17 protein-coding genes are annotated in these 24,681 nt (G+C 69.0%); 1 reads left to right on the forward strand and 16 read right to left on the reverse strand.

Annotated features, from left to right (window positions below):
* Window positions 1-76: 76 nt before the first annotated feature.
* From RIB98_06445 to RIB98_06520, 16 genes are all read right to left on the reverse strand, one after another.
* Window positions 77-6,961, reverse strand: a complete 6,885-nt coding sequence (locus RIB98_06445) for a fibronectin type III domain-containing protein (GenBank protein ID MEQ8840601.1) — start codon at window positions 6,959-6,961, stop codon at window positions 77-79.
* 168 nt (window positions 6,962-7,129) lie between these two features.
* The gene (locus RIB98_06450; GenBank protein ID MEQ8840602.1) at window positions 7,130-7,693 is read right to left on the reverse strand and encodes a hypothetical protein; all 564 of its coding nucleotides are present in this window, start codon (window positions 7,691-7,693) and stop codon (window positions 7,130-7,132) included.
* 63 nt (window positions 7,694-7,756) lie between these two features.
* The gene (locus RIB98_06455; protein MEQ8840603.1) at window positions 7,757-8,773 is read right to left on the reverse strand and encodes an NAD-dependent epimerase/dehydratase family protein; all 1,017 of its coding nucleotides are present in this window, start codon (window positions 8,771-8,773) and stop codon (window positions 7,757-7,759) included.
* A complete protein-coding gene (locus RIB98_06460) occupies window positions 8,770-9,660 on the reverse strand; it encodes an SDR family NAD(P)-dependent oxidoreductase (GenBank protein ID MEQ8840604.1) in 891 nt (296 codons plus the stop codon). Before RIB98_06460 ends, RIB98_06455 begins: the two co-directional genes overlap by 4 nt.
* On the reverse strand, window positions 9,653-10,486 hold the full coding sequence (locus RIB98_06465; GenBank protein ID MEQ8840605.1) for a crotonase/enoyl-CoA hydratase family protein: 834 nt from the start codon (window positions 10,484-10,486) through the stop codon (window positions 9,653-9,655). Before RIB98_06465 ends, RIB98_06460 begins: the two co-directional genes overlap by 8 nt.
* 23 nt (window positions 10,487-10,509) lie before the next feature.
* On the reverse strand, window positions 10,510-11,391 hold the full coding sequence (locus tag RIB98_06470) for a TIGR03620 family F420-dependent LLM class oxidoreductase (GenBank protein MEQ8840606.1): 882 nt from the start codon (window positions 11,389-11,391) through the stop codon (window positions 10,510-10,512).
* Between the two features lie 106 nt (window positions 11,392-11,497).
* On the reverse strand, window positions 11,498-12,943 hold the full coding sequence (gene ahcY / locus RIB98_06475) for an adenosylhomocysteinase (protein ID MEQ8840607.1): 1,446 nt from the start codon (window positions 12,941-12,943) through the stop codon (window positions 11,498-11,500).
* 144 nt (window positions 12,944-13,087) lie between these two features.
* Window positions 13,088-14,263: a mannose-6-phosphate isomerase, class I gene (gene manA / locus RIB98_06480; protein ID MEQ8840608.1), complete on the reverse strand. Its 1,176-nt coding sequence runs from the start codon at window positions 14,261-14,263 to the stop codon at window positions 13,088-13,090.
* Window positions 14,264-14,268: 5 nt separating this feature from the next.
* On the reverse strand, window positions 14,269-15,216 hold the full coding sequence (locus RIB98_06485; protein MEQ8840609.1) for an SIS domain-containing protein: 948 nt from the start codon (window positions 15,214-15,216) through the stop codon (window positions 14,269-14,271).
* A gap of 8 nt (window positions 15,217-15,224) precedes the next feature.
* Window positions 15,225-15,464 (reverse strand): Trm112 family protein, encoded by a 240-nt coding sequence (locus RIB98_06490; protein MEQ8840610.1) that lies wholly within the window; start codon window positions 15,462-15,464, stop codon window positions 15,225-15,227.
* Between the two features lie 57 nt (window positions 15,465-15,521).
* Window positions 15,522-16,865: a phosphomannomutase/phosphoglucomutase gene (manB, locus tag RIB98_06495; GenBank protein MEQ8840611.1), complete on the reverse strand. Its 1,344-nt coding sequence runs from the start codon at window positions 16,863-16,865 to the stop codon at window positions 15,522-15,524.
* A 9-nt stretch (window positions 16,866-16,874) separates the two neighbouring features.
* Window positions 16,875-18,035: a glycosyltransferase gene (locus RIB98_06500; protein MEQ8840612.1), complete on the reverse strand. Its 1,161-nt coding sequence runs from the start codon at window positions 18,033-18,035 to the stop codon at window positions 16,875-16,877.
* Window positions 18,032-21,205 (reverse strand): hypothetical protein, encoded by a 3,174-nt coding sequence (locus tag RIB98_06505; GenBank protein MEQ8840613.1) that lies wholly within the window; start codon window positions 21,203-21,205, stop codon window positions 18,032-18,034. Before RIB98_06505 ends, RIB98_06500 begins: the two co-directional genes overlap by 4 nt.
* 73 nt (window positions 21,206-21,278) lie before the next feature.
* Window positions 21,279-21,440 carry a hypothetical protein gene (locus RIB98_06510; GenBank protein ID MEQ8840614.1) on the reverse strand — a complete coding sequence of 54 codons (162 nt, stop codon included), beginning with the start codon at window positions 21,438-21,440 and terminating at the stop codon, window positions 21,279-21,281.
* Between the two features lie 200 nt (window positions 21,441-21,640).
* A complete protein-coding gene (locus RIB98_06515; protein ID MEQ8840615.1) occupies window positions 21,641-22,405 on the reverse strand; it encodes a CPBP family intramembrane glutamic endopeptidase in 765 nt (254 codons plus the stop codon).
* A 38-nt stretch (window positions 22,406-22,443) separates the two neighbouring features.
* Window positions 22,444-22,671, reverse strand: a complete 228-nt coding sequence (locus RIB98_06520) for a DUF3499 family protein (protein MEQ8840616.1) — start codon at window positions 22,669-22,671, stop codon at window positions 22,444-22,446.
* A gap of 79 nt (window positions 22,672-22,750) precedes the next feature.
* Here RIB98_06520 and ftsH point away from each other — a divergent pair, with 79 nt between their 5' ends.
* Window positions 22,751-24,679: an ATP-dependent zinc metalloprotease FtsH gene (ftsH, locus tag RIB98_06525; protein MEQ8840617.1), complete on the forward strand. Its 1,929-nt coding sequence runs from the start codon at window positions 22,751-22,753 to the stop codon at window positions 24,677-24,679.
* Window positions 24,680-24,681: the final 2 nt, after the last annotated feature.

Below are 24,681 nucleotides of genomic sequence, written 5' to 3' on the forward strand. Positions count from 1 at the left end.
CGAAGGATTGGGTCGTGGCCAGATGGTAGACGCCCGGCAAACGCCGCGCCGATCGGCGGGTTCGAACACCCAGCCCTCAGGCCACGTACTCCTCGTCGTTGCGGCGTCGACGCCAGCCGAGGAGGAAGAGGAACCAGGCCAGCGCGAGGGCGCCCAACCACCACACCCCGGCGAATCGGGTCGCGTCGCCGGCCTCGGAGACGGGAGCTGCCGTCGCCGAGCGCTCGACGCCGAGCGCCACCTCGTCCCCATCGGACAACGACGTGCCGTCGTCGACCGGCTCGTCGTCGAGACCGCCGGAGGCGACATCGGACTCACTGTCGCTGTTGTCGCCCCATGCGGGGCCGCCGGCAGCAGTCCCGGCGCCGCTCCCGTCGACCGGCTCTGCTCCGGTCCGGCGACTGTTCGGTCCGGTGTCGTCCGAACCCGTGTCGTCCGATCCGGTGTCGTCCGAATCCGTGTCGTCCGATCCCGGGTCGGTCGCCGGCGTGTCATCCGAACCCGTATCGGTCGCCGGCGTGTCGGTGCCGCCCTTCTCGCCGGGGGTCACGTCCTCGTCGCCGGGGGTCACGTCTTTCTCGCCAGGGGTCACGTCCGGAGCAGGATCGACGATCTCGATGGTCTGGGCGACCGCATCGGCCGGTAGGCGATTGGCATCCCCGTCCTGCTCAGCCGAGATCACACACGTGCCGTAGCCGAGGATCATCACGTCGCCGTCGACCAGGCTGCAGACAGTGCCCTCGCCGCTGGCGATACTCAGCACGACGGTCAGACCCGAATCGGCAGTCACGACCGGCGTGTACCGGTCGCCGACGTCGATGCTCTCCGGAGCGTCGGTGGCGAACTGGAGGATCTGCGAGGCCCGGAACACCGAGGCCTGGACCTCGGACACCATCGGAACGACGAGATAGTTGCCGGCGTCGATACCCATCAGTGGCTCGCCGTCGATGATGATCGTTGCCGTCTTGTTGAGACCCACCTCGGCGGTGTCGAACACACCCGTCACGACAGCAGGGTCGACGCTCACGTCGTCGTCGTCGATGATTCCGCGAAGGTCGAAGACGAGGTCGGCCGCCGTGGTGCCGTCGAAGGACCGATCGTCCGCGGTGATGAACAACTGGAGGGTCGGCGCCTCGATGCTGAGGGATTCGGTGACCGAACCCTCGAGCAAGGCGTCGTTCACGCTGGTGGTCACGTCGTAGGTGCCCACCGCGGTCGGAGGGACCGAACTGGTCGGATACGTCGTGTCGCCCGTTCCGGTGTAGGCACGAGTCACTGCGATCCCCGTGGGGTCGGTCACGGTGACGAGACCGACCGGCTCGCTGGTGTAGGTCTTCGTGAGGTCCGCGGTCGACAGGGCCACGTGGGTCGTGAAGGTCTGCACGGCTCCGAACATCGTTCCGTCTCCGGTCTCGAGCCGGGGCCGCACGTGGTAGACGGTTGCCGGATCGAGCCCCGTCGCCGCGGCCGTCGCGACGACGTCGGCGTCGCCCGTCACCGGATCGGGCGTTGCGACGTACTCGACGTCGTCGACGGTGCCGAGATCGGCTTCGTCGAGCGCAACCTCGAAGGTGGCCGTCCCGCTGCCCCCGTTTGCGTTCGCGGTGGCGCTGAGGAAGGCGGCGTCGTCATCCAGGACGGTGACATCACCGGCCACCGTGCGGGGCGGTGACGCGGTGGCGAAGGCGCCGATACCCACGGCCGAGATCGCCGCAACACGGACATCGAAGATGCTGTCGGGGTCGGGCAGCGTGAACGAGGCGTTCGTGCCGGCCGAGGCGCCCGAGGCGACCGTGGTCCAGTTCGTGGCATCGTCGGACCACTGGACCTGATAGCCGCTGATGGCCGAGCTCCCGGCACTGCCGTTGGTCCAGTTCAGGGCGGCCTGATCGCCGGTCACGGTCAGCGCAGTGATGCTGGGCTGGGCAGGAACCGTCCCGCCGACCACGGTGGTCAGCCGGGGGCTCGAACGGGGGCCGGTGCCGATTGCGTTGGTCGCCTCGATGGTGAAGTAGTAGGTCGTCCCCGATGAGAGCCCGGTGACAGTGCGCGAGGTCGACGTCGTGGTGTAGCTCGCCGAGATGCTGCCCTCGCTGGCTGCCGACCAGCGGATGATGTTGTAGGCGGTGATCGCGCTGCCGTTGTCGTTGACCGGATCCCAGGAGAGGGTCACGCTGTTCGACGTCGGCGACGCAACGAAGCCGGTGACGGCAGCGGGAATACCGGCCGGCTTCCCGCTCACCGAGGCGGACGGCGCGCTGCCGCCGACCTCGTTGAGCGCTCGCAGCTCGACCCCGTAGGTCCGGCCGTTGGTCAGGCCCGAGATCGTGAGCGGCGACGAGAGCGTCGGCGCCGCGACCCATGATCCGCCGTCGAGGCGATACTCGATCGTCTCGACGCTCGCCCCTCCGTCGGACGATCCCTGGCTGAAGGAGACCTGTAGGTAGCCGCCGCCGGCGACGATGCCCGAGATGGTCGGTGCATCCGGCACGTCGACCGGCGTCGCGCTGACCGGACCGGCAGCCGCACTGGTGCCGATCGCATTGACCGCCGAGACCCGCACGACGTACTGGGTACCGTTGGTCAGGCCGGTGACCGTGGCCGCGGTCGCGCTACTGGTGCCGTCGGCGAAGACCGAGAAGGGTCCGGCGGCGTTCGTCGCCACCTCGATCACATAGTCCGTGATCGAGGTGCCGCCGTCGCTCGCCGGCGCGCCCCAGTCCAACACCAGCGACCCGCCTGCGGGGGTCGCGATGAGCGACGTCGGCGCGCCAGGCAAAGCTGCCGGCGTTGCGTCGACCGACGTCGAGGCCGCACCGGTGCCGACGGCGTTGACCGCCCGGACTTCGACCGAGTAGGTCCGGCCGTTGGTGAGCCCGGAGATGGTGAAGGGATCTGCCGCGGTGGCAGCCGATGTCCAACTCCCGCTGTCGAGGCGGTACTCGAATGTGGTCACCGGTGACCCGCCATCATCGACGAGATCCACATCGACCTCGAGCTCGCCGGAGTTCGGCGTGAGGCTGATGGATGGAGCATCCGGAACTGCGAGCGGGGTCACGGCCACGCGGGGCGAGCTGGCCTCGCCCTCGCCGGCACCATTGGTCGCAGCAACGTTGACGTAGAGCGTCACACCGTTCGTGAGACCGGTTGCCTCGCACGATGTGGCGGTGGTCGTGCACTGCCCGACCACCGAGCCACCGGTCGGAGCGTCGTACAGACGGGCGGTGTGACCCGTGATGGTCGAGCCACCGTCGTCGCTCGGGGCGGTCCACGAAACCGTGGCTTCGGCGTCGCCGCCGATTGCCCCGACCCCGGTCGGTGCTCCAGCCGTCGTGCGCGGCGTGCCGCTCACCGTTGCGGAGGGGGTTCCCGTCCCTACTGCGTTCGTCGCCCGCACCGCCACCGTGTGGCTCGTGCCGTTGACGAGCCCTGCGATCGTGAAAGGACTCGAGAGGGAGCCCGCGTCGACCCACGAACCACCGTCGAGCCGATACTCGATGGCGGTGATCGAGGAGCCTCCGTCGGATCCGGCCACGTAGGTGACGTCGAGTCGGCCGTCGGCGCCGGTTGCAACCACACTCGTCGGCGCCGACGGTGTGCCGAGCGGCGCCGCCAGCAACGAGACCGAGGCCTCACCCGAACCGGCGCTGTTGACCGCCCGGAGCTGCACTGTGTACACGGTGCCGTTGGTCAGCGCTGCGCCCGAACCCGACTCCGTGGTGATCACGAGCGGCGAGCCCGTCGTCCCGGATGTCCTGGTCCGCCAGGTCGCACCACCGTCGGTGGAGTACTGGTAGGCGCTGATCGCCGAACCGCCGTCGGAGGCGGGCGCCGCGAAGGTGGCCGTGAGGATCGCATCGCCGGGCGCGACGTCACTGAGCGTCGGGGCATCGGGGGTCGTGCGAACGGCGACACTGGCCGGCGAGGACGCCGCGCCGTCGCCCACCGAGTTCACGGCGCGCACCGAGATGTCGTAGGTGGCTGAATTGCTGAGACCGGTGATCACGACGTTCCCCGACAGGGATCCGGTGTCGACCCAGGAACCGCTGTCGAGGCGATACTCGTAGGCGGTGATGGCGGAGCCGCCGTTGGCGGGCGTGGTGAAGCTGACGGTGGCCGTGCCGTCGCCGCCGGTGGCGGAGGTGATCGTCGGCGTGTCGGGAACCGTGGTGGTGATACCCGACGCAACCGCCGACGCCGCGCCCGGGCCGGCCGCATTGACGGCACGGATCTCCACCGGGTAGGTGACGCCACCGGTCAGCGGCGTCGTACCGTCGCTCGACAGCGTCGTGATCTGGAGTGGACTTCCCGTCGATCCGGCGTCCCGCGTGCGCCACGTGGCACCGGCATCGGTCGAGTACTGGTAGGTGGTGATCGCGCTTCCGCCGTCGTCGGTCGGAGCGGTGAAGTCCACGTCGAGGGTGCCGTCGACGCCCGTGATCGTGCTGCCGACGATGGCGGGAGCGCTCGGCGTCGTGAGCGGCGTGCCGACCACGGTGGCCGAGGAGGTCCCCGAACCGACGCCGTTGACGGCCCGGACCTGCACCGAGTAGGAGGTGCCGTTCGTGAGGCCGGTGACCGTCAGCGGCGAGGCGGTCGACCCCGGCGACCGGGTCGACCAGCTACTGCCGCCGTTGACCGAGTACTCGTAGTTGGTGATCGGCGAGCCGCCGTTGTTCGGCGTCGAGAACGAGACCGTGAGAGCCCGGTCGGAGCCGGCCACCGAGATGGTCGGCGCCGCCGGCGTGCCCTTCGCGGTGACCGTCGACTCGTTGGAAGCCGGGCCCGACCCTGCCGCGTTGACCGCGCGTAGCTGCACGCCGTAGGTCTGTCCACCGGTGAGGCCACTGATCGTCAGCGGGCTCGCGGTGGCAGCCGGCGAGCGGGTGATCCAAGTGTCGCCGCCGTCGACGGAGTACTCGACGTTCGTCACCGCGCTGCCGCCGTTGGCGCCGAGCGTAAAGGCCACGCTCACGGCACCGGTGTTCAGCGCGACGGCGGAGATGGCCGGCGCTGCAGGGACCGTGCGGGGTGTTCCCGACTGGACCGCAGACGCAGTTCCTGCGCCCGCGGCATTGATGGCGCGCACCTCGACGTCGTAGGTCGTGCCGTTCGTGAGTCCGGAGATCGTGAACGAATCGGTCAGCGCCCCGGTCGAGCGCCACACACCGCCGTCGAGGCGGTAGTCGTGGCGAAGGATGTCGCTGCCGCCGTCGGAACTGATGTTGAAGTCGACGATGAGCGAGCCGTCACCCGGGGTGAGCGGCGAGACCGAGGGAGTCGAGGGAATGGTGAAGGGTGTCTCGGCAAGAGGTGTCGTGTAGGCGCCGGTGCCCGCCGCATTGACGGCGGCAACGCGGAAGTAGCGGGTCTCGCCGTTGGTCAGCCCGGTCACCGTTGCCGAGGTCGTCGTCGACGTGCCGTCGGACACCGTGGTGTAGGTCCCGCCCGCACTGGCCGCGTGCTGGATGACGTAATCGGTGATGGCCGATCCGTTGGTGGCTGCCGGTGCCGTCCACGAGAGCGCGACGGTTCCGTTGCTCGCAACCGCGGCCAGCGCCGAAGGGGCGCCCGGGACGGCGCGTGGAGTACCACTGGCCGGTGCCGAGGCGGCCGATGCACCGATGCTGTTGAGCTCGCGGATCTCGATGTCGTAGCTCGTGCCGTTGATGAGGCCGCTGACCGTGATCCGGTTCGCAGTCTCGGTCGCGGTCACCCACGCGCCACCGTCGACGCGCGCCTCGTAGCCGGTGACTGGCGCATCGCTGTCGCCGGGCGTGAAGTCGAGGTGGAGACCGGAGTCGAAGGGGACGATGACGTCGATCACTGGCGCGTCGGGAACATCGCTGGGGGTGACACCGAGCGAGGTCGTATCGGAGACCGCCCCGATGCCGATGCTGTTCACGGCCGACACGCGGAAAAAGTAGGTGACGCCGTTCGTGAGTCCGGTCACCGTGGTTGCGGTCGCCGTCGAGGTGCCGTCGGCGAGCGTCGACCACGGACCCGCCAGGTTGGTCGCCTGCTCGATCACGTAGTCGCTGATCGGGGCGTTGCCCTCTGATGCCGGCGGGTCCCAGTCGAGGTCGACTTCTCCGGTTCCGGCCGTGCCCGCGAGGTTGAGTGGCTTGCTCGGCGTGCCCTCGTTGTAGCTGATGGTCATCGAACCGTGGGCGCTGTTGCCCGCGTAGAACTCATAGACCGTGGTCAGCCCAGCGAGCCCTGCGGTCGAGTTCGCTCCCGGGTACCCGCCGAAACCGAAGTACTCCGTCGCGCTGGCGCCGCCGTATTGGACATCGCCCTGGTCGCCACCTTGCGCGCCGCCACCGCCGGCACCCGAAGCACCGCCGTCGCAGCTGAAGCCCGGACTGCAGACGAGCGCCGTGTTCAGACCGGGACGGCCGATGGTCGAGGTTGCATCCGGCCGGGCCACGTGGTTCGGCTCCGCCTGTCGACCGACGATGGCGTAGAACTGACCGTTACCGCCGTTACCGCCGGCACCGCCGGCAACCACGTCCACACCATTGACCTGCAGGACGGTGGCGGCACCACTGCCTCCACCACCACCGGACGAGCCATTCGGCCCGGCATTGCCACCCTTGGACCCGTCGTAGCCCGACAGCGGGTTCTGCCCACCGGAGCCACCGGGCGCATTGCCCTGGCTGCTGGTGCCGATTCCGCCGCCGCCACCTACGGCAACGGTCAGCGTGTCGCCGGGCGTCACCGCGATGGTGCCCGACACGACACCGCGATAGCCGCCCGGCGTGGGCGACCCCTGCGAGTCGCCGCCACCGCGTCCGCCCTGACCGCCGACGAGCCGCACGTTGATCGAGGTCACCCCGGCGGGCACGGTGAACGTCTCGGTGGTCCCGAGGTAGGAGAAGGTCTCGGTGATCGTCGCCGCGGCGGCCGGTGTGGCTGTGGCCAGCGCGAGCGACGCCGCCACCATCATCACAGTGACCACCGAGGTGAGGGTGCGAGTGATCGCCCGAGAAGCTGTCGTTTGTGGCATGCAGGGGCTTTCGGCCCTGTCAGACCATGGTTGAGAGATCGGCGCCGCCTACCCCGAAAGCAATGGCGAATGACACCGGCTGGCGGGGCCGAACGACCCAGACACCGTCGCAGAGCGAGATCACCGCGTTGTCGACCGTGTCCCCGTCGACTCCCTGGCGGGGGCTCCCACTGCCCGGGTCGCGACGAGTCCGACCACCTCGGCTGCGCCGGCCGCACACAGCACAGAGGCCCCGGCCCGAAGCGTCGACCCGGTCGTTGCCACGTCGTCGACGAGGAGCAATCGTGGACCGAATCGCAGCCGCCGCCCCACGGCGGTGAACTCCGGCCCCAGCAGGCGCCCCTCGAGTTCACGAGCCGTCTGCGGCAGGTCATCGACCCGGCGAAGCAGTCGGCGGGCCGGGAGACCCACACGACGGGCAATCGCGCGAGCAAGCAACTCACCCTGGTCGAACCCCCGCTGACGGCGCCGCTGAGGCGAGGCCGGGATCCAGGCAACGACGTCGGCCGTCGGCGCCGCGTCGGCCATCGCCTCGGCCAACTCGGTCACCACCGTGGTCGCCCGTCCGTACTTGAGTTCCCTGACCAGATCGGCCGGATGGCCATCGTGAGCCCAGACGGCGACGATCTCAGGCTCGAGGCGGTGATCGATTTCCCCGGTGAGGGGATCACTGTGGCTTCGCATGTTCGCAAACTACGACGCCCCTGTGACACCCCGGCCGGGTGGAGTCCGCGGCGAACATCGGTGTCAGGCCAGCTCGCCGACCTTCTCGGCGGTGACGTGACCGGCGGCGTGCATCCAGGCGAACGTGTCGCGGAAGGTCTCGACGATGGGACGGAACTCGACCCCGGTGGCCGCAGTGGTGGCCGAGTCGTCGCCGGGCCGGGAGTGGAACAGATACTCGTAGCCGAGGCTGGTCAACACGAGGTCCTTGCCGGCTCGGCGGGCCAGGTCGCCGGCCCTCCCCCAGACCCACATCACGGGCTGCGGGGTGGGCAGCTTGCGCAGCTTGATGCCGATGGCCTCCTCGATGCGGGCGTGATGGTCGACGGCGGTGAGGTGCGTCCCCATGGCGAGGTAGCGACGCGGGCCGTTGCCGGGCGTCATCGACACGGCGATGATCTCGGCCAGGTCGCGCACGTCGACCCAGCTGCCGCTGAGGCGCTTGGCCATCGGGAAACCCTTCTCGAGCCACAGCACCGTCGACGCCAGATTGACCGACCCGTTCCAGTCGTCGGGTCCGAGGATGCCCGACGGGTAGAGGATCACCACCGGCCGGCCCTGGTCCTGATGACTGCGGGCCATCCGCTCACAGGCGGCCTTGGTCCGTCCGTAGGCTTCGTCGCCGCCGTCGACCGGGTGGTCGGCCGTCACCACGTCGGTCTGGAAGGGGAAGAAGGCCGACACCGACGACAGATGGACGATCGGGTCGCATCCTTGGGCGACCGCCGCGTCGAGCACATTGGTCGCACCGGCGAGGTTCGTCGCCTCCATCACGGCTTCCATCGTGGGATCGGTGGCGACGACCGCCGCCGCGTGTACGACCGCATCGCAACCGGTCACCGCGGCAACCACCGAGACTGAGTCGGTGATGTCGCCCTCGACGATCTCCAGGTCGCCGACGTCGACGCCCATCTTCTCCATCAACGGCGCGACCCTTGCGGGCGTGCGAACGAGTAGGCGCAGGTCGTGGCCGTCCTCGCGGAGCCGACGCACCGCATGACTGCCGACGAACCCGGTGCCGCCGGTGATCAGGATCTTCACGAGCCGGTACCGTCGGCGAACATCAACTCGACGAGGTGGGAGCGTGGGCCGGGGGTCGTTCGGTTCTCGATGTCGGCGTGTCGCTGGCGGATCAGCGGGTCGGCGAGATCGTCGGTGAACAACCACAGTTGGTTGTCACGGATCGCGTTCAGCACCTGGCCGGCCACGACCGCCGGGTCCATCTGCGCGGCGTAGGCATCGGCGATCGCCGAACCGGCGTCGCCCAACGATCCCGGAGCCGGCTCGGACTCGAGGTCGGGTCGACCCTCGCGGAACCGTTCGGGCCGATTGCGTTCGCTGGACACGATGTTCGTGGCCACGAACCCCGGGCAGAGGCACGTGACACCCACACCTGTGGCGCCCTCGACCATCTCCTGCTGGAGCGTTTCGGTGAACCCGGACACCGCGTGCTTCGACGTGTTGTAGGCACCCATGCCGGTCGAGGTCAGGTGACCGGCAATGGAGGCGGTGTTGACGATGTGACCGCTCCCCCGCTCGAGCATGGCGGGAAGGAACGCCTTGACACCGTGGATCACTCCCCACAGGTTCACCCCGAGCGTCCATTCCCACGCCGAGATCTCGATCGACGACAGCGGACCGCCGCCCGCGACACCAGCGTTGTTCATCACGATGTCGGCCGGTCCGTAGGCCTCGTCGCAGGCAGCGCGCAACGCATCAACCGACTCCCACGACGACACATCGCAGATCACCCCGATCGCCACGCCCCCGGCGGCGTCGATCTCTGCCACCACCTCGTCGAGGGGCGGCTGCTCGATGTCGGCAAGCACGACGCGCGCGCCCTCGGCCGCCAGCGCGACCGCCGTTGCCCGTCCGATCCCACTCGCCCCGCCCGTGACGACGGCGACCTTTCCTGCGATTTCATCCACGTGCAGTTCCTTCGGGGTCGGCGTAGACGGGCGGGCGCTTCTCGAAGAAGGCCTGCACGGACTCGACCTGGTTGGGCGAACCGATCAGGGCACCGATCTCGTCGCGTTCGGCCCTGAACTGGGCGTTGAGATCCAGACCGGTAGCCTGGTTGACCAGGCGCTTTCCGGCCCGAACGGCGTGAGGGCTCTTTGCGGCGAGGGTCGCCGCCAGTTCCATCGCCGCCGCGTACGGCTGGTCGGCGACATGAGTGGCGAGGCCGATCTCGACCGCCTCCGCACCATTGACCTCACGGCCGGTCCAGATGAGTTCCTTGGCCTTGTCCGCACCGATCAACGCGGGCAGGAGCGACGTGATCGTCATGTCGGGGCTGAGCCCCCAGCGGATCTCGAGTACGGACATGCGGACGTCGGGCGCGACGAACCGGATGTCGGCTCCCACCGCCAGCTGGCACCCTGCGCCGAACGCGACACCGTGCACCGCGGCAATCACCGGCATCGGCAACTCGTGCCAACCCCACACCGCCTGCTGGGCGCGATGGGTGACGTGGGCACGGCCTTCCTCGAGTCGTCCCATGGAGCCCGTGCTCGTGCCACCGTCGCCCGTGTCGTCGGTGCCCCCGGCCATGGCCTGGAAGCCCGAGAAGTCGAGGCCCGCGCAGAACGACGGACCGTTGCCCGACAACACGACGGCGCGAACGCGTCCGTCGGCCGCGAGCTCATCGGCCGTGTCGACGAGGGCGGTGAACATCTCGCCGTCCATCGCATTCATCTTGTCGCCGCGGTCCATGCGGACGTCGGCGATGCCGTCGACGACATCAACCGTCACTCGCCCGCTCATGACACCCGCACTCATGACACTGCCCCGGGGGCGAGCGCCGCGAGCACGTCGTCGTCGAGCGCACCCTGACCCTGTTCGGGATGCAGCGGATGGATGCAGACGTGGGTGGCACCGGCGTCGGCATGCTCGGCCAGACGCGCCTCGATGCGGTCCACATCTCCCCAGGCGACGAGACCGTCGACCAGCTTCTCGCTGAGGCCGTCGACGTCCTCCTCGGAGAAGCCCATCTTCAGCCAGGCGTTCCGGTAGCCGGGGGCCCGGGAGTAGAACTTCAGCACTTTTGCGCCGGTGGTGCGGGCCAACTCGGCGTCCTCGGTCAGCATCACCTTCTGCTCGACGAAGAGGCCGGCGTCGGGGCCCATCACCGCCCGAGCCATCGCGGTGTGCTCGGGCGTCGTGTTGTACGGGTGGGCGCCGGCCGTGCGGGCCGCCGCGAGTTCCAACATCTTCGGCCCGAGCGCGGCGAGCACCCGCGGGACGGGCTCGGCCGGCGGCACCGAGGTGTAGAGCGCATCGTCCATCGTGTCGAGATAGGTACGCAGGAACGACAACGGCTTGTCGTACTCGATGCCACGTACCTTGTTCACGATGGCGGGGCTCGACACGCCGAGCCCGAGCATCATCCGTCCGCCGGTCTGTTCGGCCACCGTGTTCGCACCCTGGAGCATCACACCGGGGTGGCGGTTGTAGATGTTGGCGATGCCCGTGGCCAGGCCCAGCGTCGTGGTCGATGCCCCCACTGCGGCGAGCAGGGCGAAGGGATCGCGCCCGAACGTCTCCCCCACCCAGAGCCGGGAGTATCCGAGCGCCTCGAGCCGAGGCCCGAGCGCCCGGACCTCCTCTCCGGTCAGCCCTTCCGGGGCGAGCCACACTCCACGATCACACGAGGTCATGCGGCGACAGTAGTAGGAACAGGAGTTGGGACGGGGGTCTGACCCCACCGTCCCAACTGTGCGGGACAGCTGTCGCGGGACAGGTGTCTGACACCGCTGGGACGGGTCAGTAGCGGTAGTGGTCGGGCTTGTAGGGGCCGTCGACCGGCACGCCGAGATAGTCGGCCTGTTCCTGGCTCATCTGGGTGAGCTTCACGCCGAGGGCGTCGAGGTGGAGGCGGGCCACTTCCTCGTCGAGTTCCTTCGACAGCACATGGACACCCATCTCGATCGTGTCGGCGTTGGCGTGGAGTTCCATCTGGGCGAGCACCTGGTTGGTGAACGAACAACTCATCACGAAGCTCGGGTGGCCGGTGGCGTTGCCCAGGTTCAGCAGACGTCCCTCGGACAGCATGATGATCGAGTGCCCGTCGGGGAAGACGAACTCGTCGACCTGGGGCTTGATGTTGATCCGCTGCACGTCGGACATCTTGAGCAGGCCGGCCATGTCGATCTCGTTGTCGAAGTGGCCGATGTTGCCCACGATGGCCTGGTGCTTCATCTTCGCCATGTGGCCGGCGAGGATGATGTCCTTGTTGCCGGTGGTGGTGATGAAGATGTCGGCCTTGTCGACCACGGCCTCGAGGGTGTTGACCTCGTAGCCGGTCATCGCGGCCTGGAGCGCACAGATCGGGTCGACCTCGGTGACGATCACTCGTGCACCCTGGCCGGCCAGCGACTCGGCGCAGCCCTTGCCCACGTCGCCGAAGCCGCACACGACGGCGACCTTGCCGCCGATCATGACGTCGACGGCCCGATTGATGCCGTCGATCAGCGAGTGACGACAGCCGTAGAGGTTGTCGAACTTCGACTTGGTCACCGCGTCGTTGACGTTGATGGCGGGGAAGAGCAGGTCGCCGGACTCCATCATCTGGTAGAGACGATGCACGCCGGTGGTGGTCTCCTCGGAGACACCGCGGATTCCGGGCGCGATCTTCGTGAAGAACTCGCCGTGGCGGTTGGCAATGTCGCGGACCCGGTCGAGGAACACACCCCATTCCTCGGAAGCATCCTCGCCGGTCTCGGGGATCGACCCGGCCTTCTCGTACTCGAGGCCCTTGTGCACGAGCATCGTGGCATCGCCACCGTCGTCGAGGATCAGGTTGGGACCCCCGCCGTCGGGCCAGTGGAACAACTGCTCGGTCGCCCACCAGTACTCCTCGAGCGTCTCGCCCTTCCAGGCGAACACGGGTGTGCCTTCGAGCCTCTCGGTCGTGCCGTTCGGACCAACGGCCACGGCCGCTGCGGCGTGGTCCTGGGTGGAGAAGATGTTGCAGCTCACCCAACGGACGTCGGCGCCGAGGGCGACCAGCGTCTCGATGAGCACCGCGGTCTGCACCGTCATGTGCAACGAGCCGGCGATACGCGCCCCCTTCAGGGGCTGCTCGTCGCCGTACTTGCCGCGAAGGGCCATCAGGCCGGGCATCTCGTTCTCGGCGAGGCGGATCTCCTTGCGGCCGAATTCGGCCAGGCTCAGATCCGCGACCTTGTAGTCATCAGCTGTAAGTGCCACGCGGGCTCCTCGTTCGTTGTCGTCTACCCACGGTCGTCGACCGGGGGGAATGGAGCAGGCCGGGGTCAGCTGACACCATCTCGGAACAGCCCGCGGCATCCGAGTGTAGAGGCCGAGACGGCCGGTGTGTATGAGGCGAACGTCCTACCCCGCCGAAGGCACGGGATTTCCCGGCCCCGCCCGAAAAACCGTGGCCCTGCCCTGGAGGGTGATCGCACCGTCGGACGCCGGAAGCCAGACGGCTGCGCCCCGGTCGAGCACGTGGTCACCGGCATCGGCCCGGCCGGCCGTGCACAGCAGAACCGCAGGACCGGCCTCGACCGGGAGATCGCCGTCGACCTCGAGGCGCGACAGCGAGAACTCCGCCACCGGGCTGTCGTAGCGGGCGATGCCGTCGACCACGGGTGGCCGTTGGACCCGCGGATCGGTCGGCTGGGTCACCACGGCCTCGAGCAGTGCGTCGACGTCGACGGGCTTCGAGGTGAGACCGCCCCGCACGACGTTGTCGCTGTTGGCCATGAGCTCGACCCCCGTGCCGTGGAGGTACGCATGGAGGTTGCCCGCCCCGAGGAACAGCGCGTCTCCGGGCTGCAGCGTCACGAGGTTCAGCAGGAGGGCGATGACCACGCCGGCCTCGGCGGGATAGCGGGCACCGACCGATGCCGCCATGGCCTTCTCGGCCGCGAAGCTTCCGTCGACGTTGTCGCGGCACGCAGCCACCACAACGGCGGTCAGCGAGCCGGCGTCGGCGGCATCGAGCGCCAGGAGCCGCCGGAGCACCACACCGATGCCGGTGGCATTCGGCTCGGCGCGGAGTGTGTCCCGAAAGGGCTCGAGTTCGGCCACACCGATCGAGGCGAACAGGTCGAGGGTGACGGCCGGATCGCGGAATCCGCAGAGCGCGTCGAACTCGGTGAGCGCACAGATCAGCTCCGGCTTGTGGCGAGGGTCGCGAAACGACCGCTCGGGCGCATCGACGGGAATCCCCTCGGCGTTCTCCCGGGCGAAACCCGCCTCGGCCTGGGCTGCCGACGGGTGCGCTTGCAGCGAGAGCGGTGCCGCGGCGGCCAGGACCTTGAACAGGAAGGGCAGCGCCCCGAAGGTGGCGGCCACCTCGGCACCGAGCGCGCCGTCGGGGTCCGCGGCGATGAGCCGGTCGAGGGGAACCCCCCCGGGTCCCACGAGGGCGGGCCCGCTGGGATGGGCGCCGAGCCAGAGTTCGGCGGCCGGCTCACCGGTCGCCGGGCGGCCGAGCAGCTCGGGAATCGCCGTGGGTGAACCCCACTCGTAGGTGCGGACGATTCCCTCGATGACCTGCATCGGGCTCAGGAGCCGGTGCGACGCACGAGGGCGGCCGCCACGGCGTCGGCCAGCAACACGAGGTCGAGCAGCTGCGCGAGGGGTCCATCGCCCTCCGCGACGAAGGTGTGGATCTCGTCGAACGCGTCGTCGAGCAGCGCCACTCCCCCGTCGAGACCGGCCGGTTCGTAGTCGTGGCGCAACACCACGAGCACCGCCCCCGCCGTGGTCGCCTCGGACAGACGAACGCCCGTCGCCACGTCGTCGGGTCCCGTCGGCAGACGCCGCCGCACGGCCGCGACACCACCGACGCGATCGATCTCCTGCACCCAGCGACGGGCGGCGTGCTTCCCCATGGCGCCGGCGCCGGTGACGATCGCGACCCGTCCGGGCAGCACCGCCGCGAGAGCATCGACGGCGCCCAGATCGGCATCGAGGGCCGCGTGACGGGCCTCGAGCTGGGTCGCCACACCGGAGATCGCCCGACTCATGCCATCGGCGAGCCCGAGGCGTTCGAGCAGCACGAGAACCGGCACGATCGACACGCCCAGACCGGCAGCGGGCCCGGCCTCGGCGTCGACGGGAACGATCGTGGCGCCCCACTCGGCGCACGCGTCGTGCAGCACGCCGCTCGTGGTCACGGCCACCAGCCGGGCGCCGGCGTCGCGGGCCTGTTGCGCCCCGGCCAGCATGGCGCCCTCGTCGCCACCGGGCGAGAGGGCGATGGCCAGGGTGGATTCGTCGACCCAGCCCGGGCAGCGGGCGCCGGTGGCCACGATGGGCACCGATGCCCGGACCTCGCCGATCGCCTCGATGACGTCGGCGGCGACCCGACCGCCACCGACTCCGAGGATCGCGACGTTGGCGATTCCGGAGCGGGGGGGCAGACCCTCGATGTCGGACGCGGCGACAGCGGCGTCGCGCACCTGGTCGGGCAGGTGGCGCAGTGCGTCGAGGAGATCTTCGGCCGACACGCTGATCGCTACGCCTCGAAGGTCGGCGTCACTCCGTCGGCCTCGGCCTTCGCGACCAGTCGAGAGTGTTCGGCGTCGTCGACGTCGTCGGCCTCGTCGGGCAGCATCACGGGGATGTCGCCTTCATGGATGCGGTAGCGCTTCTTGAGCCGCGGGTTGTAGAGCGAGTCCTCGTCGGCGAAGTAGAAGAGCGGGCCCTTGTCGACCGGACAGGCGAGGATGTCGAGCAGGCGGGAGTCGAGCGTCATGGTTCCTCCAGAGGGAACGGGTGGACAACAGTCAACCAGCTTCGGGACCCAACCGGGTCAGCCGAAATGCGAACGGACCTCCTCGACGCGCTGCGTGACCTCGTCGGCGGTGGCCGCTTCGAGGTTGAGGCGCAGCAGCGGCTCGGTGTTGGACGCCCGCAGGTTGAACCACCAGTCGCCGAGGTCGACCGTCAGGCCGTCCAGACGATCCTGGGCCTCGGCCGGGTAGGCGGCGGCAACACGTTCGATCACCGCAGCGGCATCGTCGACCGTCGTGTTGATCTCGCCGGACGCGGCGTAGCGGTCGAGGGTGGACACCAGGTCGGCGAGCCCCGCCGGGTGATTGCCGAGCGCCTCGAGCACCACCAGCGCCGCGATCAGGCCGCTGTCGGCGCGGAAGTTTTCGCGGAAGTAGTAGTGGCCGGAATGCTCGCCGCCGAAGACGGCGCCCGTCTCGGCCATGACCTGCTTGATGAACGAGTGCCCGACCCGGGTGCGCACGGCGGTGCCACCGCCCTCGGCCACCACCTCGGGCACGGTCTTCGAGCAGATCAGGTTGTGGATGATCGTGGCGCCGGGCTCGCGGGCGAGAATCGAGCGAGCGACCAGCGCGGTGGTGAGCGACCCGGAGATGGCCTGCGCCTTCTCGTCGACCAGGAACACCCTGTCCGCGTCGCCGTCGAAGGCCAGGCCGATGTCGGCGGCCGTGCCGAGCACCCGGGCCATGAGGTCCTTCTGGTTCTCGGGCTGGATCGGATCGGCCGGGTGGTTCGGGAACGTGCCGTCGAGTTCGGGATACAGGTGGTCGAGCTCGAACGGCAGGCCGGCCATGACCGCGGGCAGCACGAGACCCCCCATCCCGTTGGCGGTGTCGGCGACCACCTTGAGCGGTTTCAGACCGGCGACATCGACGAACGAGTGCACATGGGCGACATAGCCGTCGAGCACGTTGCGCTCGGTGCGGGTGCCACGATGACCGGTGGGATCGGGGCCGGCCTTCGCCATCTCCTTGATGACGTCGAGGCCGCTCTCCGACCCGATCGGGGCCGCCTTGGCCAGGCACATCTTGATGCCGTTGTAGCCGGCGGGGTTGTGTGAGGCGGTGAACACCGCGCCCGGCATCTCGAGCACACCGGAGGCGTAGTACATCATGTCGGTGGCGCAGAGTCCGGCGTCGACCACGTCGATGCCGTGGTCCATCGCACCCTCACCGAACTCGGCCACGAACTCCTCGCCGTCGGGTCGCATGTCGCGGCCGACCACGATCGACGTGGCCCCGTGACCGGCGACGAAACGGGCGAACGCGCCGCCGATGGCTCGGGCCCCGTCGGCGTCGAACTGGTCCGGCACCGTGCCGCGCACGTCGTAGGCCTTGAAGATTGCGTCGAAATCGGTGGTCACGTCTCGAATCTACTTCCCGATGCCCTCGGGCAGGTCATCTGGGGACAGCTCGGGGTAACCACCGCGGGCCGCGATGCGACGGATGCGCATGATGTCGATGCCGACCCCGATGCCATCACGCACGGCACTCACGGTGGACGTCTCGTTGTTGACGACCTGGACGGGCACCTCCTTCAGCGACAGTCCGTAGCGTTCGACGAGGTGGAGGATCTCGATGTCGAACGCGAACCGGTCGATCCGCCCCACGCCGAGAACCAGACGGCCCACGTCGGCCCGGAACGCCTTGCAGCCGCACTGCGTGTCGCGATAGTTGCCCAGGAGGAGCAGGTTGGTCGCCATGTTCACGACCCGGCTGCCGAACGACCGCAGGGCCGAGGTGCCGACGAGCGTCGCCGAGTCGTCGTCGTGGCGGTTGCCGATGACGACATCCCATCCGGACTCGAGCGCTTCGACCATCGGCAGCAGCTGGGCCGGTGCGTAGGCGAGGTCGGCATCGGTGAATGCGATGGCCCGCCCGGTCGCGGCAGCGACGCCGGCCCGCACCGCGGCGCCCTTGCCCCGGTTCCGGGGCTGCACGATCACCTGGTCGGCACCGGCACGCCGGGCGGCCGCCGCGGTGTCATCGGGAGAACCGTCGTCGACCACCACGATCTCGAGGTCGCCGGCGTCCTCCAACGCCGAGAGTTCCTCACGGATCCGGGCGATGCTCGACTCGATCCGGGCCGCTTCGCGATAGGCGGGGACCACGACCGAGAGCCGCACGCCACCCGGTGCCGGTGGCCGGTGGGCCGGCTGACCCTGGTCCCGCCGCACCGCTCGGAACAGGACCAATCGGTGGGCGACCGCCCGGACGGACGCCGCCGCGACGAGAGCCACCGCCTTCGCGATGGCCGGCGATCGTCCGTCCAGCGAGACGAACAGAGTGAGATCGACCAGACCCGCGATCGCGGCCACCGCGAAGAACACCGGCGGCTGACGAATCCATCGGTCGAGCTGATCGCCCCGCAGCGTCACCTTCGAGTGCAGGATCAGCGACAACACCGCGGCGATCGACAGCGCGAGCACATCGGCCAGCACACGATGAACACCGATCTCGGCCAACCCGACCGCCAGCCCGTAGTCGATCGCCGTCGCCGTGAGTCCGACGAGCGCAAACCGGCCCCGCCTCACCCGCCGTCGACATCCTCGGGCGTGGGGTCCTCCAAGCGGTCGGCCGCGAACTCGACCATCATGCGGGCGGGCCCGAGCACCGTCGAGCGGGTGAGCGTGGTGCGGGACAGGACGGGCAACGCGGCGAACAGCAGCACCACCACACCGACCACGCCCGGCCCGAAGACCACCAGCGAAGGCCCCAGCTTGTCGCCGCCCGGTGTGAGACCGTCGAAGGCCACCAGGCTCACGACGAAGAGCAGCGCCGACCAGGCGAGCATCGCCGACCCCGCGAGAAGGGCGAGCCGGCCGGTGCGTTCGGCGGTGGCGACCTCGTCGGCCATGCGGGCGAGTTCGGCTCGATCGAGTTCGCCGGCGCGCGCGGCGTCGAGCACGGCGATCCGGTCGGGCATCGTCTCGTGCTCGCCGGTGAGGTCCCAGAGGGCGGAGTCGCCCTTCCACCGCGGCACCCGACGGCTGAGCAGGGCCAGCACCAGCCCGATCACCGTGAGCCCCATGGCGAACAGTTCGACGCCCGACCGGCCGTAGGTGAGTTCGACACGGGTGTCGGTCGGGATCACGACCATCAGGTTGGGAGCGACGCGGTAGGGACCGTCGGCGCCGGCGACGTCCCAGTTCGGGAAGTAGCTCGCCCGCACCAGCACCGGCAGCCCGATCCGATCGACATCGAAGCTGATCGACGCGGTGTCGACGACGAGGTCGGTGACCTGTGCCACCTCGGAGTCGACCCGTGGGAGCCATTCATCGGAGATCGTGGCGAGACGTCGCATCTCGAGCACCCGGTCGTCGGCTTCGAGGGCTGCGTCGTACTCCGCGTCGTCGAGGGCGTCGAGCGAGCTCTGCGGCCAGCTGCCGGGTCCATCGGCCGCAACCAGTGGCGTGTCCTTGCCGCTCTCCCACCACGCAACCGTCGGGATCAGCCATTCCTCTCCCCCGGCGTCGACACCGTCGACGACGACCGGCAGATGGTCGAGACCCTCCACGACCGACTGCCCCTCGACCAGGAAGATCACCCACGGCCCGCTCGTGGCGATCTCGGTGAGGTCGTCCACGGCGCGTGCCTGGACCACCGCCGACTCGGTGGCGGCCATGTAGTAGCGCACACCCATCGCGCGGAGTCCGGCCACACCCTTGGCGACGTCGAGCTCCGAGTAGGGCATGTCACGCATGGCTCGGGACGGTCCGGTCGAGAGCTCGGACTGGAGCAGGAAGTGATACGGCGTGGTGGCCGAGGCCTCGAAGTAGAGGCCCTCCATCGACCCGATGCAGCCATCGGTCCAGTGCGGAAGGAGCATCGGTGCCATCGGCGTGCCGTAGCCGCCCAGCCGGTCGCCGTCGTACTCCCACAGCGACTGGCCGCACCCGTACTCCCGGCCGACCTCGTCCATGGTGGCGATGAGACCGCGGTATTCGTCGACGGTCGGGCGCGCCTCGTAGCCCTCGAAGTTGTAGCGCATCCACCCCGGACCGAGATTGATCTCCCGCGAGCCGATGTTGCCGGCCCACGCGAGGCCGTACTCGGTCTGGCCGTCGTCCACGTAGAGCGAACCGGTGGGAAAGGAACGCAGCGGGAACGCCAGCATGGTGATGACCACCAGCGCGGTGAGCACCGCCGGCACCCCGGCCATGGCCGTCGGTCGTCGGCGGCGGATGTCGTCGGCACTGCGGAGGAAGTCGGCGGCCAGCCGCGACACCTCGGCGATGGCGATGCCGGCCATCAGGTAGATCGACAGGTAGTAGAACGGCAGGATTCGCACGTTCCACAGCCGCCCCTCGGGCAGGAGCAGGAAGATGATCGCGAAGATGGCCGCGGTGAGCGAGAGCGCCATTCCCAGCCGGACCCGACGCACGCCGCACACCACTGCGCCGATGACCGCCAGCACGATGAACACCTGCAGGACGGGGTCGTTGTCGAGGAACCCTTGGCCGCCGAAGTTGCCGCTCCGGGACCAGAGCGCCTTGACGTACTCGCGCTCCTTGCCCCACCCCATGTCGTTGAGGTACTTCGTGTTCCAATAGAAGGGCAGCACCCAGAAGGCGGAGAGCAGCCCGGCGATCGGCCCGGCCACCATCAGCCACGACACCTCCCGCTTCCCCGGCCGCAGCAGGAACAACGAGACGGTGACGACCAGGCCGAAGAACGCCGCGAAGAGATGGGTGAGGCCGGCCAGGGCGAGCAGTCCCCCGGCGAGGACCCGATTGCGGCCGGTGGCCATACCGCGTGTCGCGAACCCGATGTAGAGCACCGCGATCGACAGGCCCATCGAGAACGCGAACTCGCCGGCCATCGTCGACATGACGTTGCCGCCGTAGATGTTGAACGAGCGATCGAAGAGGAACGGCAGAGTCATCAGGGAGAGCAACGCGGGCCCCGGAAACGCCAGGCCGCCGAGCCGGCCGGCGGCGTAGGCCGCCAGCGGGAGGGTGACGATGCCCGAGATCGCCACCATCTTCATCGCCACGCCGTAGGGAATGGGTACGACCAGCACGCAGGCGATGACCGCCGCGGCGGTGATGACGCCACGCCAACGGCCGTGGTCGCGGGCCAGGTGATGCGCCACCGAACCGACCGCCGCGGGAAGGAGTAGGCCGGCGACGGCCAGATCGATCGAGGCGTCGTTGTACGTGAACGGGTCCACGGGTGACCACGGCAGGATGCTGCCCGGGTCGAGCAGACGTCCGTCGTAGCGCCACGACATCACGATGCTGGCCGCGGCGACACCACCCACGATCGCGAGCCGAGCGCCCGGGTCGACCCGCCGGCGACGGCAGACCTCGGCGGCCGCGAGCACGACCCCGACGAACGCGTAGAAGTTCGGATCGACGTGGAGGGGGCCCAGTGAGAAGTCGATGCCCACGTTGACCATCGCGATCGCCAGCGACGGAACGATCATGTAGAACGTGAAAGCCGGAAAGCCCGCGTACCAGTCCGGCGACCAGCCGGTGAGGCGGAAGTTCGGCAGCAATTCCTCGCGGAGGAACTTGGGCGCCCACACGTGGGCTCCCATGTCGCCACCCGTGGGCGTGGAGTCGACGAACCAGGCCCACGGCGACATCGTCCACACGAGGAAGACCGTGGTGAGGGCCACGATCCCGAAGGTGATCACCGCACGCCGATCGCGTCGGCGCCGGGTGGGAATGGGCGGCGGCACCGCCGCGGACGTGGTCATGGCGCCACCATGGTGCCAGCTACGAGGTGGCTTTCGGTGACAGGGGCACGACCGGAAACGGTGTGCCGTCGGGTCAGTGGTGGTGGCGGGCCCGCGGGGTCTCCGGCTCGCCGAGATCGTGGATGACCCCGTCGAGGGTGGTCATCCGACCGTCGACCTGCCACCAGCGCCGGTCGCACTTGGCGCAACTGCACAGCGTGCGTTCGCCGGCGCCCACGTTGATCGTGATCTGCACGAGCGGTGCCCTGCACCCCGGGCACGCACTCTCTGCGGCAACCCGGTCTGCGCTGTCCCTGTTCGCGCTGTCCCTGTTCGACATGTGCGTCTTTCCCCACGTGGTCCGTCGACACTCCTTCGGCGCAGAGAGTGGGGGTTTGAGGGGTCGCCGCATGAATTCTCACGATGCGTGGTCGTCTCCGACACTGACGGTCAACTTCACGACGATCCGAGCTCCCGGAGCACCGTGACGACCGCGGTGGCGTTGAACCCGACGTGGATCCAGATCGCCGTCCCGAGTCGTCCTGTCCGGTACATCCCGAGGGCGGCAACCACGCCGATCGTGAACAGGCCCGGGAACTGGAGCAGCTGGAGATGCGAGGCGCCGAAGACCGCGGCCGATACGACGACGGCGACCGGCACGCCGAACCGGGAGGCGTGCTCCATGTGGAGGATTCCCCGGAACAGCAGGCCGCGAAAGACGATCTCCTCGGCCAGCGGGGCGCCGATCACGACCATCAGCACGAGGGCGACGATCGCCACCGGCGAGTCGGCCAGGGCGATCAGGTTCCGGGCCGGCTCCTCGAGATCCTGCTGGTCGATCGAGTCGGCGAAGGGCAGATAGAGCAGCGGGACCAGCACGACCTGGGTGGCCACTCCGGCGATGAGTCCACCGGCCACGTCGACCGGCCGCATGCCCCAACCGAGATCGCGACGCCAGTCGAGTCCGCGGTACCGGGTTGCCAGCCACGGGACGCCGATGAAACCAGCCCAGAGGGGAAGGTTCACGGCGAGGAGCACCAACATCGGGATGCGGTTGTGGTCGAGCGGCAATCCTTGACCAGCCTGTCCGACCACCCGGCCGAGGTCGCTCCCGAGCGAGGCGGCGACGTCGAAGTCCCAACCGCCGGCGACGATGACGCCGCCGCCGATGAGTTGGCCGAGGATGAAGCCGGTGCCCAGGGCGACGATCGCGAGGACCACGCGCCAACTCGGCGCCGGTCCCGTGGACGGCGGATGCACTAGCCGGCGTAGCGCAGCCGGAGCACCGGCGCGACCGAACGACGATCGCGGAGATCCCAGCCCTTCGGCGGCTGGGTGCGGTCGGCATGCGGGGCGCACAGGTCGTGGTTGGCCGGTGAGTCCTCGGCGTGGAGGTCGTCGAGCCAGACCGTGCGCTGGCCGTAGACGTAGGAAAGTGTGGTGGCGGCCGGACGGCCACAGCCGGGACGGGCACAGCGACGATTCACATCGACAACCTACCTGCCGATCACATGCGAGACGGGGACCGCGGACCGTTCACGCCCACCACCCGTCTACCCTCTAACCATGGCGTCCAACCCTCCTCCTCCCCCTCCGCCACCGCCACGTGGCAGCGACAAGCCCGGCGGGCTGCCACGGCCGGAGAACACCGGCTGGTCGCGTTACGCCGTGTGGATCCTTCTCGGCTCCGTTCTGGCGATTCTGGCCGTCACCGCACTGCTCCCCGGCGACGATCGGGAGTCGGTCGACTACTCCTTCTTCCTCGAACAAGTCCGCGGCGACGAGGTGACCGAGGCGGTCTACGACAACAACAACGGCGGCATCGACTTCACGACCGCGACCGGCGAGTTCCACACGGTCGGGCCGATCCCGCTGCCCGACGAGGACAGTGCGCTGATCCGCGACCTCACCACGCTCGAGTTCAAGACACCGCAGCCCGGCTTCTGGATGTCGATCCTTCCGCTGCTCCTTCCCATCGGCCTCATCATCTTGTTCTTCGTGTGGATGCAGCGCCGCGCCCAGGGCCAGATGGGCAGCATGATGTCGATCGGGCGGAGCAAGGCGAAGACCTACTCCACCGAACGCCCGGGAACGACGTTCGACGACGTCGCCGGCTACGAGGGCGTGAAGCGCGAGATCACCGAGGTGGTCGACTTCCTCAAACACCCCGACCGCTTCGCCGAGATCGGCGCCCGCATCCCCAAGGGCGTGCTGCTCGTCGGTCCCCCGGGTACCGGCAAGACCCTCATCGCCAAGGCCGTGGCCGGCGAGGCCGGCGTGCCCTTCCTGTCGGTCACCGGCTCGGACTTCATGGAGATGTTCGTGGGCGTCGGCGCCAGCCGCGTCCGCGATCTCTTCGACTCGGCCCGAAAGATGGGCAAGGCCATCATCTTCATCGACGAGATCGATTCGATCGGTCGCAAGCGCGGGGCCGGCCTCGGCGGCGGCCACGACGAACGCGAGCAGACGCTCAACCAGATGCTGGCCGAGATGGATGGCTTCGAAGCCACCGAGGGCATCGTGATGATGGCCGCCACCAACCGCCCCGACATCCTCGACCCGGCCCTGCTGCGTCCCGGCCGTTTCGACCGCCAGGTCATCGTGCCGCTCCCCGAGCTCGAGGATCGCAAGCAGATCCTCGCCGTGCACCTCAAAGGCAAGCACACGGGTCCCGACGTCGACGTCAACGTCATCGCTCGGGGCACGCCGGGCATGTCGGGTGCCGATCTGGCCAACCTCGTCAACGAGTCCGCATTGTTCGCGGTCCGCCGGGGTGGCGACACCGTCACCGCCGCCGACTTCGACGCAGCCCGCGACCGCGTTCTGCTCGGGATCGAGCGCAACTCGATGGTGCGCACCCAGGAAGACCTCGAACGCACCGCCTATCACGAGGCCGGTCACGCGCTCTGCGCCGCCGTCCAGGAGGGCCACGACCCGGTCCACAAGGTCTCCATCATCGCCACCGGCATGGCCCTCGGTGTCACGATGACCCTGCCGGCCGAAGACCGCCACACCATGGACAAGACCGAGGCCCAGGAGCGGATGATCATGGCGATGGGCGGCCGTGTCGCCGAGTCGCTCGTGTTCAACGAGTACTCGTCGGGCGCGGCCAACGACCTCCAGCAGGCCACCGGTATCGCCCGGCGAATGGTCACCGAGTGGGGCATGAGCGAGACCATCGGCCCGATGTCGCTTTCGGAAGGCGGCCCCGTCTTCCTCGGCGAGGACATGATGCAGTCGAAGACCCACTCTCCGGCCACCGCCAAGCTCGTCGATGACGAGGTGCGGCTGATTCTCACCGACATGGAATCCCGATGCCGGGATCTGCTCATCGAGTACCGCAACGGGCTCGACCTCGTCGCCCGGGCCCTGCTCGAGCACGAGACCATCTCGGGCGCCGAGGTGTCGAGGCTCATCGACCTCTCCAAGTCGGGCCCGGCCGCCATCGACGCCGAGGCCACTGCGGTCGAGGCCGTCAGCCACGACGACGCCTGATC

This window comes from Acidimicrobiales bacterium, from assembly GCA_040219515.1.
Taxonomy (GTDB): domain Bacteria; phylum Actinomycetota; class Acidimicrobiia; order Acidimicrobiales; family Aldehydirespiratoraceae; genus JAJRXC01.